The organism is Trueperaceae bacterium, from assembly GCA_031581195.1.
Lineage (GTDB): Bacteria > Deinococcota > Deinococci > Deinococcales > Trueperaceae > SLSQ01.
Genome location: JAVLCF010000013.1, coordinates 1 through 16,247, shown reverse-complemented (window position 1 = coordinate 16,247; position 16,247 = coordinate 1). Strand labels below are relative to the sequence as shown.

At 74.7% G+C, this 16,247-nt stretch carries 11 protein-coding genes and 3 tRNA genes; all 14 read right to left on the bottom strand.

The features are described from left to right. Window positions 1-22: 22 nt before the first annotated feature. A complete protein-coding gene (locus RI554_02300; GenBank protein ID MDR9390842.1) occupies window positions 23-2,515 on the bottom strand; it encodes an FG-GAP-like repeat-containing protein in 2,493 nt (830 codons plus the stop codon). 140 nt (window positions 2,516-2,655) lie between these two features. Further along, entirely contained in the window at window positions 2,656-2,967 is a 312-nt protein-coding gene (locus RI554_02295; protein ID MDR9390841.1) for a hypothetical protein, read from the bottom strand. Next, window positions 2,964-3,947, bottom strand: a complete 984-nt coding sequence (locus RI554_02290) for a sodium-dependent bicarbonate transport family permease (protein ID MDR9390840.1) — start codon at window positions 3,945-3,947, stop codon at window positions 2,964-2,966. Before RI554_02290 ends, RI554_02295 begins: the two co-directional genes overlap by 4 nt. Beyond that, complete coding sequence (locus RI554_02285; protein MDR9390839.1) at window positions 3,948-4,664, bottom strand: hypothetical protein; 717 nt, start codon at window positions 4,662-4,664, stop codon at window positions 3,948-3,950. Between the two features lie 91 nt (window positions 4,665-4,755). Next, window positions 4,756-4,831 (bottom strand) — tRNA-Arg (locus tag RI554_02280). A gap of 53 nt (window positions 4,832-4,884) precedes the next feature. Further along, window positions 4,885-4,960 (bottom strand) — tRNA-Gly (locus tag RI554_02275). A gap of 58 nt (window positions 4,961-5,018) precedes the next feature. Continuing rightward, window positions 5,019-5,095: transfer RNA gene (locus RI554_02270), tRNA-Pro, on the bottom strand. A 101-nt stretch (window positions 5,096-5,196) separates the two neighbouring features. After that, window positions 5,197-7,800 carry a hypothetical protein gene (locus RI554_02265; GenBank protein ID MDR9390838.1) on the bottom strand — a complete coding sequence of 868 codons (2,604 nt, stop codon included), beginning with the start codon at window positions 7,798-7,800 and terminating at the stop codon, window positions 5,197-5,199. After that, a complete protein-coding gene (locus tag RI554_02260) occupies window positions 7,797-9,557 on the bottom strand; it encodes a hypothetical protein (protein MDR9390837.1) in 1,761 nt (586 codons plus the stop codon). The genes RI554_02265 and RI554_02260 overlap by 4 nt, the downstream gene beginning before the upstream one ends. Next, a complete protein-coding gene (locus tag RI554_02255) occupies window positions 9,557-11,221 on the bottom strand; it encodes a class I SAM-dependent methyltransferase (GenBank protein ID MDR9390836.1) in 1,665 nt (554 codons plus the stop codon). Before RI554_02255 ends, RI554_02260 begins: the two co-directional genes overlap by 1 nt. Continuing rightward, entirely contained in the window at window positions 11,218-12,189 is a 972-nt protein-coding gene (locus RI554_02250) for a hypothetical protein (protein ID MDR9390835.1), read from the bottom strand. Before RI554_02250 ends, RI554_02255 begins: the two co-directional genes overlap by 4 nt. After that, window positions 12,186-13,358 carry a hypothetical protein gene (locus RI554_02245; GenBank protein ID MDR9390834.1) on the bottom strand — a complete coding sequence of 391 codons (1,173 nt, stop codon included), beginning with the start codon at window positions 13,356-13,358 and terminating at the stop codon, window positions 12,186-12,188. Before RI554_02245 ends, RI554_02250 begins: the two co-directional genes overlap by 4 nt. Further along, the gene (locus RI554_02240) at window positions 13,355-14,845 is read right to left on the bottom strand and encodes a hypothetical protein (GenBank protein ID MDR9390833.1); all 1,491 of its coding nucleotides are present in this window, start codon (window positions 14,843-14,845) and stop codon (window positions 13,355-13,357) included. The genes RI554_02245 and RI554_02240 overlap by 4 nt, the downstream gene beginning before the upstream one ends. Continuing rightward, window positions 14,842-16,044: a hypothetical protein gene (locus RI554_02235; protein ID MDR9390832.1), complete on the bottom strand. Its 1,203-nt coding sequence runs from the start codon at window positions 16,042-16,044 to the stop codon at window positions 14,842-14,844. The genes RI554_02240 and RI554_02235 overlap by 4 nt, the downstream gene beginning before the upstream one ends. Between the last annotated feature and the right edge of the window lie 203 nt (window positions 16,045-16,247).

Below are 16,247 nucleotides of genomic sequence, written 5' to 3'. Positions count from 1 at the left end.
CGTGCGCGCCCGCCCGCCACCGCTAGCGGGCGAGGAGGACCGAGACGTCTCCGAACCCGTCGCTCCAGAAGTTCGACGTCACCACGTCGGGCCGACCGTCGTGGTTCAGGTCGGCGACCGCGACGCCCGACGGGCCCGAGCCGCCGACCCCGAACGGCGAGAACGCCGCCGCCGGCTGGAAGCCGCCCGCACCGTCCCCGACGAGGACGGAAACGTCGTCGGAATCGGCGTTCGCGGTGACGACGTCGAGGACGCCGTCGCGGTTGACGTCCGCCAACGCCACGTCGCCGGGGCAGGTCCCGTCAACCTCGACGACGGCGTCGCGCGTGAAACCGCCGCCCGGCGTGTTCCGCACGATGCGGACGTCGTGCGTCGCGTCGCCGCAGTTGGCGATCACGACGTCGAGGTCGCCGTCCAGGTCGACGTCGCCCAGCGCGAACGCGCCCAGACCGAGGGGACCGGCGTCCGTCTCGACGACGTGATCGGTGCGGGACGGCGCGTCGGGGAGGCCCGACCAGACGCTGACGACGCCGCGATCGTTCGCGCCGACCTTCGTTGCCAGCGCGACGATCTCGAGGTGGCCGTCCCGGTCGACGTCGGCGACCGCCAGGTCGTTGACGAGACCGCCGGCCCCCGCGAGGAAGGCGTCGCCCTGCAGGCCGGCGTCGGTGTTCGAGAACCAGGCGACGTTGCCGTCGTCGCGGAGGACCACGGCGACGTCGGGCCAGCCGTTGCGGTCGAGGTCCCCGCCGGCGACGGCGTGGGGGCGGGGGAGGGCCGTGCCCGGGTCGGTCGGGGAGACGCTCAGCACGTTCGCGCGCGTGCCGTCGCCGGCGCCGGTCGAGAACGTGACGTCGTGACTGCGGACGTTCGACGTGACGACGTCGAGGACGCCGTCGCCGTCGACGTCCCCGATCCACGAGGCGTCGGCGTCGAGGCCGGCCGTCCAGGGTGCGTCGCTCGAGGAGGTGAAGGTCCCCGACCCGTCCCCGAGGAGGACGTACGCGCCGTCGGGGTCGTTGAACCCGGGCTCGCCGAAGGCGATCGTCGCCGATTTCACCGTGACGACGAGGTCGGGGTGGCCGTCCCCGTTCATGTCGGCGACGTCGACGTCCACGGGGTTCTGCCCGGTCACGTACGTCACGGGGTCGTGGAAGCCGACGGCGGGGGCGCTCTGGACGAAGAGCCGGACGGGATGGAGGCGGACCTGCCCGTCGGCCGCGGCCCGGAGGCGCAGGTCGTACGTCGCGTCGGTCGGCGAGGCGTCGTCCGCTGCCGAGATCGTGATCGGGACCGTCCGTGGGCTGGTGCGGTCGAGCGTCACCGCGGTCGGGCTCACGGTCCCGCCGGTCCAGGGCGTGCCGGACGCGTCGGTCAGGCTCAGTCCGACCGTGCCGGTGAAGCCGTTCGCGGGGGTCAGGACGAGCGACGTCCCGACCGGCTCGCCGGGGCGGGTCTTCAGGAGGGCGGGCGCGACGTCGACGGCGAACGTCGGGGCGCCGACCGACAGCGTCGCGAGGGTCTGGGCGGTCGCGTCGCCCCCCTGGCCGCGGACGCGGACGACGTACGTGCCCTCCTGCGCCATCCCGCTCGCAACGAACGCGAACGCCGTGAGCACGCTCTCGCCGTCGGGCACCGGGACCGACGCCGGGGACACGGTGACGCCGGGCAGCGCCACACCGCTGGCGGAGACGACGGAAAGGGCGACCGTCCCGGTGAAGCCGTTCCGGGGGCGGACCTGCAGAGAGCCGCGGGCGACGCCGGACGGGGCGGCGGTGACCGACGTCGGATCGAGCGTCAGGGCGAACCCGGGGACCGGGGCCGCCTCGACCGTCACGTCGAGGGGGGTGCGGACGACGACGTCCCCCGCCCGGCCCGTCAGGACGACCGTCGCGGGCCCGACCGGGGCGTCGGGGGCAACGTCCAGCGTCCACGCCTCGAGCTGCGAAGCGCCGGGCGCGATCGTCGTGGTGCTGGGGGAGACCGTCGCGTGGGGCCAGGCCGCGCCGTCCGGCGTCTCCAGCGTCCAGGCGACGTCACCGGCGAAGCCCCCGCCGCTCTCGACGAGGCGCGAGGAGGTGAGGGTGCCCCCAGCGGTCGACGCGAGCGTGGTGGAGGCCGGCGTCACCGCGAGGGTCGGGGCGTCGGGCGGCGCGACCCGGACCTGCAGGGCGGCGTCCGCGGTCTCGCCGGCGACGGTGGCGCGGAGGGTGAGCGCGACGTCGCCCGGGGGGGCGCCCTCGCGCGCGCGCAGGTCGACGGCGACGAGCGTGGCGCGCGCCCCCTCGAGGGGGACCGACGTGGGGGACGGCGTCAGGCCGGAGGCGGGCGCGCCCGCCGCGTCGACCAGGGTCAGCGTGGCCGTGCTCTCGTCCGCCGGGGCGCCGCGCAGCAGGATCGCCAGGGGCGACGCGGCGCCCGGAACGACCTCGACGCGCGTGGGCGTCGCGGTGAGCTCGAACGCGGTCGTCGGGACGATGGGGGCCTCGTCCCCTCCGCAGCTCGCGGCGAGCATTACGAGGGCGAGGGCGAGGACGGCGGGGCGTGCGCGGCCTCGGCCGCCGAACCCAGCGTTCCGTACGTAACGTCGCATGACGTGTGATACCACACTCGTGACACGACCGTGATGCGGTTCTGGCGGGGCGTGACGGCGGCTCAGCGGTACTTGTCGGCCCGCACCACCCGCACCGGATGGTCGTACGCCACCACCTTGTAGCGCGCCAAGTACGCCTCCTCGAGACCGTCCAGGACCGCGTCGGCGGTGGCGGCCGCGACGATGCACTCGATCCGCACGAAGCCGCCCTCGACGTCCCCGACCCGCGATCCGAACGGGTCGCCCTCCGCCCGCGACACCGTGAGGCCCTCGACGCCCCACCCGCGCAGGTCGGCCAGCACCCGCTCCTGCAGGACCGCCTCGGCGATGATCGTCACGAGACGCCGTTGCGCCCGCGCCTCCGCGCCGCTCACGACGCCCCCCCGCCCCACGCCGCCGCCAGGCGCGCGTACGTCGGGATGCCGGCCACCAGGTTGAAGGGGAACGTCACCGCCAACGACGCCGTCAGGTAGCGCCCCGGGTTCGCCTCCGGCAACGCCAACCGCACCGCCGCGGTCGCCGCGATGTACGACGCGCTCGCCAGCAGCGTCGCGAACAACGTCGCACCGCCGACCGACAGGCCGACCGCCAACCCCAACGCCACCCCCAGGGTGCCGTGCACCAGCGGCGCCCCCAGCCCGTACGCCACGAGGAACGGGCCCGCCCGCGCGACGTCGTCGAAGCGGCGAGCGGTGACCAGCCCCATCTCCAGCAGGAACAACGTCAGCGCCCCCTCGAACGGCGCGACGAAGAACGCGTCGACGCGCGCCAGGCCCGCGTCGCCCGACGCCGCCCCGATCGCGAGGCCCCCCAGGATCAGCAGGATGCTGCGGCCGGTGAAGACCTCGCGCAGCGTCGCCCCCCACGGCGTGCCCTCCGCCCCCTGCGCCTGCGCCCGCCGCGCGATGACGAGCGCCACCAGGATCGCGGGGACCTCGAGGATCGCCAGCAACGTCGGGAGGAACCCCTCGTAGCCGACGCCGGCACGGTCCAGGAACGCCTGCGCCGCGACGAACGTCACGACCGACACGGAACCGTAGTGCGCCGCGAGGGCGGCGGCGTCCGCGACGCCCCAGCGCCCCACCCGCCGCGCCAACGCGTAGCCGACCAGCGGGATCGCGACGCCGGCCGCCAACGTCGCGGCGACCGGCAGCAGCAACTCCCCGAGCGGCGTCGCGCGCAGCGCGACGCCCCCCTTCAGGCCGATCGCGAGCAGCAGGTAGATCGACAACGTCGCGTACGCCGCGTCCGGCAGCCGCAGGTCGCTGCGGACGCGCGTCGCCACGATCCCCAGCGCGAACGCCAGCACCATCGGCGACAACAGGTTGAGGCGGACCAGCTCCAGGGTCGCCATTCAGGGCAGCTCGGCCCGCAACGCCTCCACCGCTTCGGCGTCGCGCCGCGCGAGGAAGCTCTCCGCCGGCAACGCCGCCGCCGCCTCGAGCTGCGCCGCGGCGCGGTCGTACGCCTCCTCGGCGAGCAAGACGCGCGCGAACGCGACGCGGTGCCCGAGCACGTCCGGCTCCAGCTCCACCGCGCGTTCGAACGACGGCACCACCTCCCGCGTGCGGCCGCCCGCGACCCACGGCACCTCGGCGTGCCACAGGGCGCTCGCGTGCCACGCCGAGGCGTGGTTCGGGTCGAGCTCGAGCGTGCGGTCCAGCGCTTCGCGCATGCGCCCCGCCAGGTTCAGCGACTGCACCACCCCGCGGAACTGCGCGGTGCGGCCCAGGGCGCGGGCGAGCTCGAAGGCGGCGTCGGCGTCGTCCGGCGCCAACGAAGCGGCGCGTTCGGCGTCGGCGACCGCCGCCTCGTACGCCGCTTCGCGCTCCGCGTCGCTCAGGCCCGCCTCGTGGTCGGCGCGATACACCCGCGCGCGGGCGCGCAGCGCGAGCAGGGACGCGTCGTCCGGGGCCGCCGCGAGGGCGGCGTCGTACGCCGCGACGGCCTCGGTGAAGCGGCCGGCGTCGACGAGCGCCTGCGGGTCGTCGCCCTGCGCGACGGCGAACGCGGCGACGGCGAGGACGAAGGACGCGACGACGTGGAGGGAACGGGGACGAGGGTGCGGCATGACGACCTCCCGGAGAACGAGCGCCCCGCACCGACGACGTCGGGATAGGGCGTGGACGGCGATGCTTGGGATTGTACGGGACGGGGGCCGCTGGTGCGCCCGGAAGGATTCGAACCCTCGACCGACCGCTTAGAAGGCGGCTGCTCTATCCCCTGAGCTACGGGCGCGCGAAGGGCGGCCCGGACGGTGAAGGGCCGCCCGGCGCGGCGGGGGAGGGGGGTGGAGCGGGAGACGAGATTCGAACTCGCGACATTCAGCTTGGAAGGCTGACGCTCTACCAACTGAGCTACTCCCGCGCGTCCCTCCCCCTCGTGGCGCGTGGGTCACGCTAGCACGCGAACCCACGCCGGACGCTGGTCGGGGCGGCACGATTCGAACGTGCGACCCCCTGCTCCCAAAGCAGGTGCGCTACCAGGCTGCGCCACGCCCCGTCGTGCGTCCATCTCGTAGTCTCGCGGGCCGACCCGGGCGTGTCAAGCCGACCCGGCGCCGTAGGGTGGGGTCCGCGCCGCAGCGCGGACCCCACCGAGCCTCAGGGGCGGCGCAGGTCGAGGACGTCGGCCCAGAGCGGGGGGGTCCCCGCCACGGTGAAGCGCGACGCGCTCCGCGCCGCGACGTCGGGGTCGTCCGGCACGCGGTCGGTGAGGTTGGCGTACCAACGGAAGTCGTCGAAGACGTTCCACCGCTCGCCCGCCAGGTCGACGGCGCCGTCGGCGTCGGCGACGCGCCACACGTGCTCCTGCGCGCCGTACGGGCCGTCGTCCGTGCGCGTCGAGCGCACGACGACGTTCCAGCCCCGCCTCAGGCGTAGGTCGACGTCGAACCGCACCGGGCGCGCCCGGTCGCGGTCGAACGCGTCCGGGGTACCGGAGCGGAGGAAGCAGGCGTCGTTGCGCCACGCGACCGTGCGGGACGCACCGACGTACGCCCACGTGACGGCATGCCGGTGGGCGGCATCGTCGTCCTCGCGATGCAGGTCCGCCTGGCCGATTCGCACCGGCACGTCGCCGTCGGCGTCGTCCGCGACCAGGGCCAGCGTCGTGAAGAAGGCGACGCCGCCGTCGGCTCCGGCTCGACCGTCGCACGCCTCGAAGGCGCCGCCCCGGACCCCCTCGGTGTAGTGCCGGGCGGGGGGCAGCAGCGCGTCGCTGCGCGACGTCACCGACGTCGCCTCGATGCGGGAGGGCAGCTCGACGTCGTAGCCCCGCCGCGTGAGGGGCGCGACGAGCGGCTCCGGGAGGTCCGCCTCGGAGCCCTCCACGCGGACGGCGAGCTGCACCTCGTGGTCGTGCAGGACGTTCAGGGGGCAGTCGGCATCGGGGCCGCACGCGAAGAAGCGCGGGCGGGCGGTGGTCGGCGTCGAGCCACCGTCGCGTGCGCCTTCGCGCTCGATCGCGTCGAGCGCCCGCTCGTTCGCCTCCACCCGCCAGTAGAGGTCGGCGCCGGACACGTCGGCGTGGCCCGCGTCGGTCGTCCAGAGCACGTCGGCGACGGCGGCGTCGTCGGCGGGACCGCTGGTGGCGCGCGGCTTCGCGACGTGGAAGACCGGGTTCCACCCCGCGCGCAGATCCAGGTCGTACGTCGTCGAGGTCAACGCACCGGTCGTGTAGCGACAGTTCTGCGGCGCGTCGGTCGCGACGGTGAAGGCGCGGGGGACGTACCACCAGGCGACCGACACCGGCCCGTGCGTCAGGTGCGCGTTCCCGCGGTAGAGGGGGTCCCCCTGATCGGTGTCGGCGTAGACGTCCAGCATGGCGGGAAGGTAGGTGGGGGAGGGGATCGACGTCGCGATCTCCCGGTCGCACACCGCCTGGGGCGTGTGGTCGGGATCGAGGGGCGAGCTCGTCGTTCCGTTCGTCGCGAAGGTGCGCAGCTGTCCGTCGGTCGGGGCGGGGTCGTCGGGGAGGGCGAACGCGAACCCGTAGGCGTCGTCGTCCGTGACCGAGACGAGGTCGCCGACCCCCTCCGGGAGCGTCCCGGCGTTCACGTCGCCGGCCAGCGACGGCTGGAGGCGAAGCGGTCGCGACCAGGGCGCTTCGACGTCACCGTCCGGCGTGCGCGGAAGCGCCAAGTGCCCGTGCATCGCGTCGGCGCGCACGGCGCCGGCCGCGACGTGCGGCACGTCGCCGAGGAACTCGTCGTCGTCGTCGCCGCGCATGAGCGCGAAGGCGCGACCGACGGGCCCGTCGATGCGGGTGACGTGCGTGCGGGTCGCACCCTCCGGTGCCTCCTCGAACGCGAACGCCACCAGGTTCCAGCCGGACTCGAGCGACAGGTCGAACGTCAGCTCACGCCCGTCGCCGCTCGCCGACCCTGCGCAGGACTCGCGGCCCGTCACGTCCACGGCCCCGTCTGCGTAGAGCCACACGACCAAGCGGTCGAGGGCCTCCTCGTAGAGGTAGACCTCGCCCAGGCGCGTCGTTTCGTTGTCGTCGTCGGTCGTGGACGCCTCGAGCACGAGGTCGTTCGCGCGGACGCGGGGGTCGCTGATCTCGACGCCGCTCGCGTCGCAGGCGGCCTGCCCGAGCGTGAAGCCCTCGACGACCGTCCCGATCCGCAACAGGTCGGGGGCGTCCAGCTGCCGGGGAAGCGCGAGCGTGAACGCCCGGTCGGTCACCGACGTCGTCGCGACGGACGCGCGCTCCAGACCAGCGCCGTCGGCGCCGAGCCGGTCGACGCCGCCCGACAGCAACCACGGGCCTTCGGTCCGCAGCGTTCCCTGCGGATAGCCGGACAACGCCCCGCAGGCGGCGAGGTCCCCCTCCGCGCACGCAGCGGTGTAGGCGACGTCCAGCGTCTCCGACGCGCCGTACGTCAGGGCGACGTCCCGCTGCGCAGGGTCGGGCAGGAACCGGGCGCCGTCCTCGGCCTCTACCTCGCGCGCCACGACGGTGGCGGTGCCCGCGGGGAGGTCCAGTCGGGACTGCGCCGCATCGAGCGTCGTGACGGACCCGTCGGGTGCGACGACCTCGACGACGGGATCGACGCCGTCGGGGAGGCCCGCAATGCGGACGTCGAGCTGCGCGGCGGCCCCGTCGTTCGGTGCGGTGCAGGCCGCGAGGGCGACGGCGGCGAGGAAGCCCATGCCGGCGAGCCGGAGGGGACGCGCGGCGCGGGGGAGCGTCGGGACGCTCATCGGGCCCACCCCCACAGGTCGTCCAGCACCACGACGCCGGCGTCGGCGGGGAGGGTGCGCACCGGATCGTCGAGCGTCACGGCGTCCCCGAGCGAGAAGGTGCACCGCAGCGACGGCGTCGTGCTCGGTGCCAGGAGGCGCATCACGTAGGTCCCGTCCGTATCGGGCTGCGCGTGGGCGTAGGGCCCGTCGGCGCAGCTGGCGTGGACCTCGCGGGCGGCCACGCCGTTGACGTCGGCGCGACCGACGACGGTGACGACGTCGAGGGCGACGTCGAGGGCGACGTCGACGCTGCCCACCGTACGTCCGTTCGCGGTGGACTCGGCCGTGACCCGCCCGAGGTCCACCACCGGCGTGACGCCGGCGGCGAAGTCGCAGGTGGCGGGGTGGGCGTAGCAACTATCGGTGATCACGGGATCGACCTCCAACAGGTCGGGCACGGTCGAGGGGTCGGCGACCGCCAGCGGTTTGCGCAAGCGGGTCGAGGCGGCGTAGCGCGTGACGTCCGGTTCCGTGGACGACACGCGCGTCACGGCGAGGTCGCCCGCGGCGTGCGCCGCGCCGTCCACGCCCCCCTCGAGGTCGAGGAGGAGCGCGGACGCGAACGGCGCGTCGCCGAGCGTGGCGAGCCGTTGCTCCACCCAGGCCGGCGGCCCCCCGGCGGGGGCGTCCAGGATGCGTTCCGCAAGGTCGAAGGTGAGGTCGACGTCGAGGGACGTGGACGTGCGGTCGGGGGCGCCGCAGGCGAGCAGCGAAGGACGGAACCGTCCCTCGGCATCCACGAACGGACCGTCGTTCGCGGGGACGGCGGTGAGGGCGCCGGCTTCCGCGTCGTGCACCGTCATGCCCCCGTCGTGGTCGCTCTTGCGGAGGTCGCCGAGGTCCACGACGCGCGGCCACTGCCGATCGTCGAACGCGTCGTCCGCCGGGGTGGCGGTCCGCCGGTCGACGCCGCCGTCCGACCGGCCGGGCCGGTAATCGACGAGGAGCGGCCGCGTCGCACGGGTGCGGAGGAGCCCGTCGGCATCGACCTCCGCGTCGGCGACCCCGATCGGTTCGAGGCACACGTACGGCGCGTCGGACGCCACCGTTTCGGCAGCGTGCGCCGCCCGGGCGCGCAGCAGCGCCACCGGCGGGGCGGCGTCGAGGGTCGACGCATCGAGCAGGACGTCGAGACGGAACCGCCCGTCGCCGTCGACGACGTCGTCGGCGAGGACGTCTCCGTCCGCGTCGATCAGCACCACGTACTCGTCGCTCGTGGCGAGGTCGCCGCGGTGGGCGAGCGCCCGTCCCGCCGTCAGGTCGTCGCGCACCAGGTTCCCCTGGAGGACGTACCGGCCGAGCACGTCGACGTCGACGCGGTACCGCGCGAGCGGGGTCGTGGCCTCGGCGTCGGCGAAGGCGGCGACGACGACGTCGTCGCGCGCCGGGATCGCATCCGGGGTGGCGCGGAGAATGAGGTCGAGGGTCGTCCGGTCCGCCCGCTCGACCTCGACCGTGAGGTCGGGCGACGACGTTTCGGGCCGAACGACCGCGCCGTCGGGGAGGGACGCCACGTCGAGGGACGTGCGTTGCGTCGTGCCGGCCGCCACCCGGAGGGGGGCGTCCGCCACGGATTCGGTCGGGGGCAGGCCGCCGCACCCGACGAGCGCGGCGAGCGCCATCGCGAGGGCGAACGCGACGGGGATCCCGGGGGCCCGGGGCCGGCGGTCGCGTACCGGATGGGGTGGGGGGGACGTGGGGCGTCGTGGGGGCATCAGGCGCTCCTGTCGCGGGGGGCGCCCGCCGTCGTGACGACGTCGGGCGAGGGCGGAGGGGGCACGTGCGCGCGGACCTCGAGGCAGGAGAGGGGCGGGGCGGCGTGCTCGTGATGGTGTCGGCGGCCGAAGGGCGAGAGGGGGGGACGAAACCCTTGGAAGAGGCGCAGGTCGGCGTCGCGCGGGAGGGCGAACATCTTGCGTTGGTAGGCGTCGGTGTCCGTCACGTCGTCGAGCGACGCGACGTGCGCGACGTCGAGACCCGCCCGTTCGCACGCGCGGACCAGGGCATCGCCGGTCGGCGTGCGCAGGGCGTACGTGTGGTCGTGTCGGGCGAGGTGTTCGCGTTGACGGGCGTCGAGGGGGCCCGACGCCCGGACGATCTCCTTCAGGTAGAGCCACCCCCCCGGCCGGACGACGCGCGCGATCTCGCTCGCGACGCGCGGCAGGTCGAACGCGTACGCGAGCGCTTCGAACGCGTACGCGCCGTCGAAGGCGTCGTCCGCGAAGGCGAGGTCGTGGAAGTCGCCTTCGACGATCTCGATGCGGTCGGCCAGGCCGGCCCCCTCCACCCGGGCGCGGGCGCGGGCGACCTGCACCGGGGAGAGGTTCACGCCGACGACGTGGACGTGGGGGTAGGCGCGAGCGACGTCGATCGCCGGGCCGGCCAGGCCGCACCCGAGATCCAGGAGGCGGAGCGGTGCGTCGGCGATCTCCATGCGGCCGAGCAACCCCAAGGTGGAGGCGGTCGCGTCGTACGTGCCGACGTCGGTGGGCCCGTAGAGCGCCGCCTGGTAGGTCGCTCCGTACGTCGCTTCGATCACGTCCGTCGTCGCGTCGTAGTAGCTGCGCACGCGTTCGACGTGCGTCGCGACGTCGGGCGTCGGCATCGTCTCGCCCGCCGGCCGGTACACCGTCACGGCCGGCGGCGCGTGCGGGCCGCGGGGAAAGCGGACCTTCGCGAAGTGAAGCGTCGCGTCGTCGAGCCACGCCGCCCCGTCACCGAGCCAGCGGGAGATCGGTCCGGGGGTCGGGACGTCGAGGGCGACCGCGTCGCGGTCGAGCGGATCGACGCTCACGTACACCGCGTCCCGGCACGCGAGGGCGGTCGCGGCGTGTCGAAGCGCCGTCGCGGTGGCGGGCGTCAGGTACGCGACGTCGGTCCACCGCGCCAACACGTCGGCGAGCAGCGCCGTCGGGAGGCGGACGGCGATGCGCGGTCGGACGGTGCGCCCGTCGCGCTTGACGACCAGGCCCCAGTCGACGTCGTCGCGCCCCACGAGCGGCCCGAGGCCCGCCTCGACGACCGGAATGCCGGCCTGCCCGTCGTGCGCCGCCAGGAACAGACGCAGGGCGGCGAGGTCGCCGTCGACGAGTTGGTAGTACGCGTCGAGCCGTTCGGGGCGTCCGGGCGTCACCTTCACCCAGCGGCGGGGCTGCACCCGGAAGTGGGCGCGCATCCGGGCGTCCTGGTTCGGCCAGTCGGCGTCGGGCACGAACGTCGCCAGCGTCGCGACGTCGTCGCGATCGACGGCGAACAGGTTCACCGAGGCGTGCCGAAAGTCCAGGTCGTGGTTGACCTCCGCGCGGGAGCGGAGGGCCAAGGGGAGGCGCTCCAGGAACGCCGTGAGGGCCGGCGGGGGGGAGGGGACGCGGCCCGTCACGCCGTCGCTCCCTCGGAGGGGCTCGGGGCCTCACGGGGTGGGGGGACGTCGGCCGCGAGGCGTTCGACGTCCCCGAGCAGGGGGTCGTGGGGTGCGCAGCCGCGCAGCGCGGCCGCCCACCGGCGTGCGGCGGGCCGCAGCGGTTCGGCGAGGGGCCCGAGCGCCTGAACGGCGTCGAGCATGGCCCGCCGCTCCGCGCGGTCCGGGGCGGCTCCGGTGGGGTCGGGGTGGGCGCACGGGGGTGCGGCGGCGGCCGCCTCGAGTCGCGCCTCCAGGTACGCGAGCGCGGCGACGCTTCGGACGCGTCCGGCCCACGACGCCAACCAGGTGCGGGTGCCGGCGTCGTCGACGTCGTGCCCTGCGATGGCGGCGAACCCCGCGGCGCCGTGGGCCTCCGCGGCACGTTGGACGGCGTCGCGGTGGGGTCCACGCACCCGGTCGAGGTAGGCCTCGCGGAGGCCGACGTCGCGCGGGTCGGGGGCGACCTCGTCGGGGCGGGCGCCGTCCTCGATGCGGACCGCCGCCGCCAGGAGGCGTTCGTGGGCGGGTAACGCGGTGGGATCGAGGGCGGTGGCCGCGAGCGCGCGCAGGTCGGGCCGGTCGCGGCGCGCGAGGCTGGCGCGGAGCACGCCCCCCCGGTCGCCCCAGCGCGCCAGGACGTCGGTCGCCGTGCGGCGCGCGTCGGCGTCGTCGGTCGCGTCGAACACGAGCGCGACGAGCGATGCGGCGCTCGCGTCGTCCAGCGCATCGATGGCGGCCAGGACGGCGCGATCGTAGGGCGTCGAGACGGACGGATCGAACGCCCCACTGAGCACGCCGAGGACGGTCTGGGCGTCGCCGCGCGCCAGGGCGACGGCGCCCGGGTCGCGGGTCGCGAGGGCGGCCAGGGCGGCGCGGCGCGCGCTCGGGTCGGGGTCGCGCAGGGTCGCGGTGAACCCGCGCGGCGTGTCGACGTGCACGGACGTCATGCGGCGAACCCGCGGGCGAGGACCGGCTCGAGCCACGCGTCGTGGCCGGCGTCGAGCGCCGCGCGCGACAACGCCAGGCGTCCCGCGTCGCCGGTGGCGTCCCAGGCGTCGGGGTGCAACCAGTCGGCGAGGTCGCTGCGGCGCGCGACGACCTCGCTGGCGGCGGCGCGGATCTGCCACGCGGGGTCGTCGAGCGCCGCGCGGAGGGCCTCGGGGTCCGCCCGGTCGGGATCGCGGGCGACCTCCCGCCAGCCGGCGACGCGCACCGGGGTGGGCGCCCCCCCCTCGGTGGCGGCGGTCCACGCCTCGTCCCACGACCCCAACGCGCGGATGGCGAGGGCGCGGCGGCGCGGGTCGGTCGACGCGAGATGGGGACGCACGAGCGCGCCGTCGACGCCGAGGGCCTGCCGGCCCCGGCGGGCGCAGGCCCCGAGCGCGGCGGCGACGACGGCGGGGTCGTCGTCGCGCAGGCCGTCCGCGACGACGTCGTGGCGAACGTCGGGGTCGGGAACGTCGCTCGCGTGATCCAGCCACCACGTCCGCGTGTCCGCGTCCAGGCGGCCCCAGGCGCCGCGCAGGGGACGCCAGGCCTCCGGGTGGTACGCCAGCACGAGGTCGCGTGCCCCCGCCTGGAACGGTCCCTGCAGTTCGTCCGCGAGCGCCGCGACGTGGTCCTCCGACCAGGCGGTCTCGAGCGGGGCGGGGAGGACGCAGCGGATGCGCAACCGCGCGGCGAAGGCGAGCGTCGCGTCGTGCGCGATCATGCCGGCGGCGAGGCGAACCAGGTCCGGATTGTCGGCGAAGAGGGCGGCCTCGGCGAACGGGCGCGCACGCTCCGGGGCGTGCTCGGCGAGGTAGGCGAGCGCGATCATGCCCTCCTGGGTGGTGACGCTCAACGCCGCGGAGCGCAGCATGCGATCCGTGGTGCGGGCGTCGGGGCCGAGCCCACCCAGCGCGAGGAGGCTCAACAGCCGCATCGACGCGTGCGGGAAGGCATCGATGCGCTCCAGCAGGACGTCGCGGACGTCGCGCGTCCCGTCGCGCAGCGCGTCCGCCCCCGCCGGATCCCGTTGGATCGCGTGCAGGAGGTTCACGCGGACGCGATCGTCGGCGTCGTCGAGCGCGGCTTCGACGTCGCCCAGCGTGCGGAGGGTCCGCGGGGCGGTCACGTCGGGACGCCGATCACGAGGGCGCTGCTGCCGTCGTCGAGCAGCGCGGTGAAGGCGAGCGTGCCGTCGCGGTCGACGTGGTGGATGAGCGTCCCGAGCGTCATCATGCTGAGGGCGCGCGGGTCGCCGACGAGCGTGTCGTCGGTCGCCAACAGGGTCCGGACGGACCTCCCGTCGAAGGCCAGCAGCTCCATGGCGGATTCGCTTCCGGCGACGACGTAGGTTTCGCCCTGCGGACCGAACACCGGCGGAAGGAACGACTCCAGGACGTGGCCGGCGGGGCTCACGTCGCCGCTGGCGGCGAACAGGCGGCCGCCGACGTACACGCGTTGGGAACCGTCCTCGAACTGCGCGACGCTCCCGACCGTTCCGTCCGCCGCGACGCGCGGTCCGCTGGCGAGGTCGGCGATGCCGATCGCGTCGCGGTCGCTGGACGGCGCGAGGCCGCTCCGGCGGGGGGCGGACAGGACGCGCGCGCTTCCGACCCGCGACGCGGTGCCGGCCAGCAGGACGCTCCCGGCGAACTCCGCCGTGGTCCCGTCGTCGTCGGGGAGGTTCGGATCGCCGGCGAACGCCTGCAGCGCGAACCGTCCGCCGGGCTGCAGGTCCAACAACCCGAACCCGCCGACGACGCCGTCGACGCTGAGGCGGTCGGTGTCGAACGCGGCGGCCGGGAGGATGCCCGCCCGCTGTACGAGGCGCGCGGAGGCGGCGCCGCGTCGCAGGTCGGGGACGTACCAGACGCCGTCCCCGACGTCCTGGACGTCGGCGTCGGGATGGGCGTACTCGAGGGCGGCGCTGAACAGGAGTTCGCGTCCGCGTTGCAACGCCGGACCGAAGCCACCGAGGATCACGTGCCCTTCGTCCGTCGGGGTGCCGGCGCGGACGAGCGCTTCGGGGGTGCCGCGCGCGCCGAAGCGGTAGATGGCCGCGTCGCGTCGGTAGACGTAGCCGTCGTCGGGTAGGCCCGGCAGGTCGCTGGCGGCGTCGAAGTCCACCTCGTGCATCTCGACGTGCGCCTCGAGGTCCTCGACGGGGATCGGGTCCTCCCAGCGGAGCGTCTCGTGGGCGACGACGACGCTGCCGTCCGCGTCGACGTCGTACCCCCCGACCGCCGTCGCGCGCCCGCCGTCGAACGCGTCGAGTTCGCGGATCAGGGTCCGTTCCTCGCCGGCGTGCGGTACGCCGTCGCGCACGTCGAGGTGGAGGCGATGGAGGCCGAGTCGACCCTCCTCGTCGAAGGCGGTGTACGCCACGACGCCCCCACCGATCGCCGCGTCGTAGCGCAGGTTCGCGATGCGGTGTCCGCCCGGGAGGGCGTCGCCGTCGCGCTTGACGGCGTGGAATCGGTAGCCGTTCGGGAGTTGCACGTCGCCGCCGACGTCGCGGTCGGCGGTCGGGCTCGTCTCCACGCCGCAGGCGGCCAGGAGGCTGCCGCCCAGGACGCCGCTGGCGTACTTGATGAAGGTCCGGCGGTCGGGGCTCACGTCGCCACCTCCTCGGGCGCACCGAACGTGAAGGTGGGGGCCTCGTCGGGCGCGAGGTCGGCGAGGGGGTCGACGTCGCGGTCGGTGATGCCGGCGACGGCGTCCCACGCGTTCGTGCGACCGAGGTGGGAGTGCAGGTGCGCGTGGTAGCTGCCCGCCCCCAGGCGGAGGTTGTGCGACAGCTTATCGGCGCGGAACGTCACGTTGTAGCCGGTCCCGAGGACCCACAGCAGCGTCACCTTTCCGTACAGGCCCAACCCCAACGTCACGTGCATGTCCCAGGCGACGCGGACGGCGGCCTCGCCGTTCGGCAGGGTGCCGAACGGGTTCGACGTCGTCTTTTCCCCTTCGAGGCGCTTCGTGGAGCGGTTGGCGTCGACGGTGTAGACGTGCTGGGCTTCGCCTTCTTCGCGATAGCCGAAGTGCGTCACGCGGAAGGTGGTCGGGAACACGATCGCGAAGGACGGCCCGAGCTCGATGCTGCTTCCGTACTTCGAGGCGGCGTGGTTGAAGCGGTTGACGACGGGGATGTAGTTGATGAGGTTGACCTTCACGTTGTACTTCGGCTCGAGCGTGTCGTCGGGATCGAACCGACCCGCCCCCACGATGTTGTAGCTCCCGGTCAGGCCGGGGATGCTCGCTCCGGCCTTCGCCTTCGGGGGGGTGTCGGAGGGTGGCTTGTACGTCACGATCTTGTACAGGATGGCGATGAAGTCGATCGTGACGTTGTGGTTGAAGTTGAAGACCCGCCCCCAGTGGAATCCGGCGCTGCACCCCCACTTGTGGCAATGCACGTACGGGTGCTTGATGTCGACGCGGACGCCCATGCGGACGGTGAGCGACACGCCGTACGTGAGGCCCGCGCTCACCAGGTCGGTGTTCGTGCCGAGGTAGGCGGGGGGCTCTTCGACGTCGAGCGTCAGGTCGTCCCCTTCGACCTTCGGCGTGAACAGCATGAGGCCGGCCCAGGCGGGCCCGCACATGCCGGCCGTGAAGGTGTACGAGGCCCCCATGTGCGCGCGGAACACCGCGTGGGAGGTCCCGCCGTTCAGGAACGTGCCGGACTTGCTGTAGTTGAGGGCGTTGAAGCCGGCGGCGGCGGGGGGGAACAACGGCCGGCCGTGGCACAGGTTGAGTTCGTCGCCACGGTGGGCGCGGTGGCTGAAGAAGCCCGTGCGGGGGAGGGTGGTGGTGCCCATGGACGTCCTTTCGGGTGCGGGAACGGGAACGGATGGGAGGACGGCGGACGGGGGACGGCGGACGGGAGGGCGGACGGGAGGGCGGACGCGACGTGGGGTCAGGGCGGGGCGGCGTCGAGGCAGGTCGGGACGTGCGGAAGCAGCCACCCGGACAGCGTGGGTGGGACGGGGTCGGGCAGGATCACCGGCGTCCGGGTCGTGGC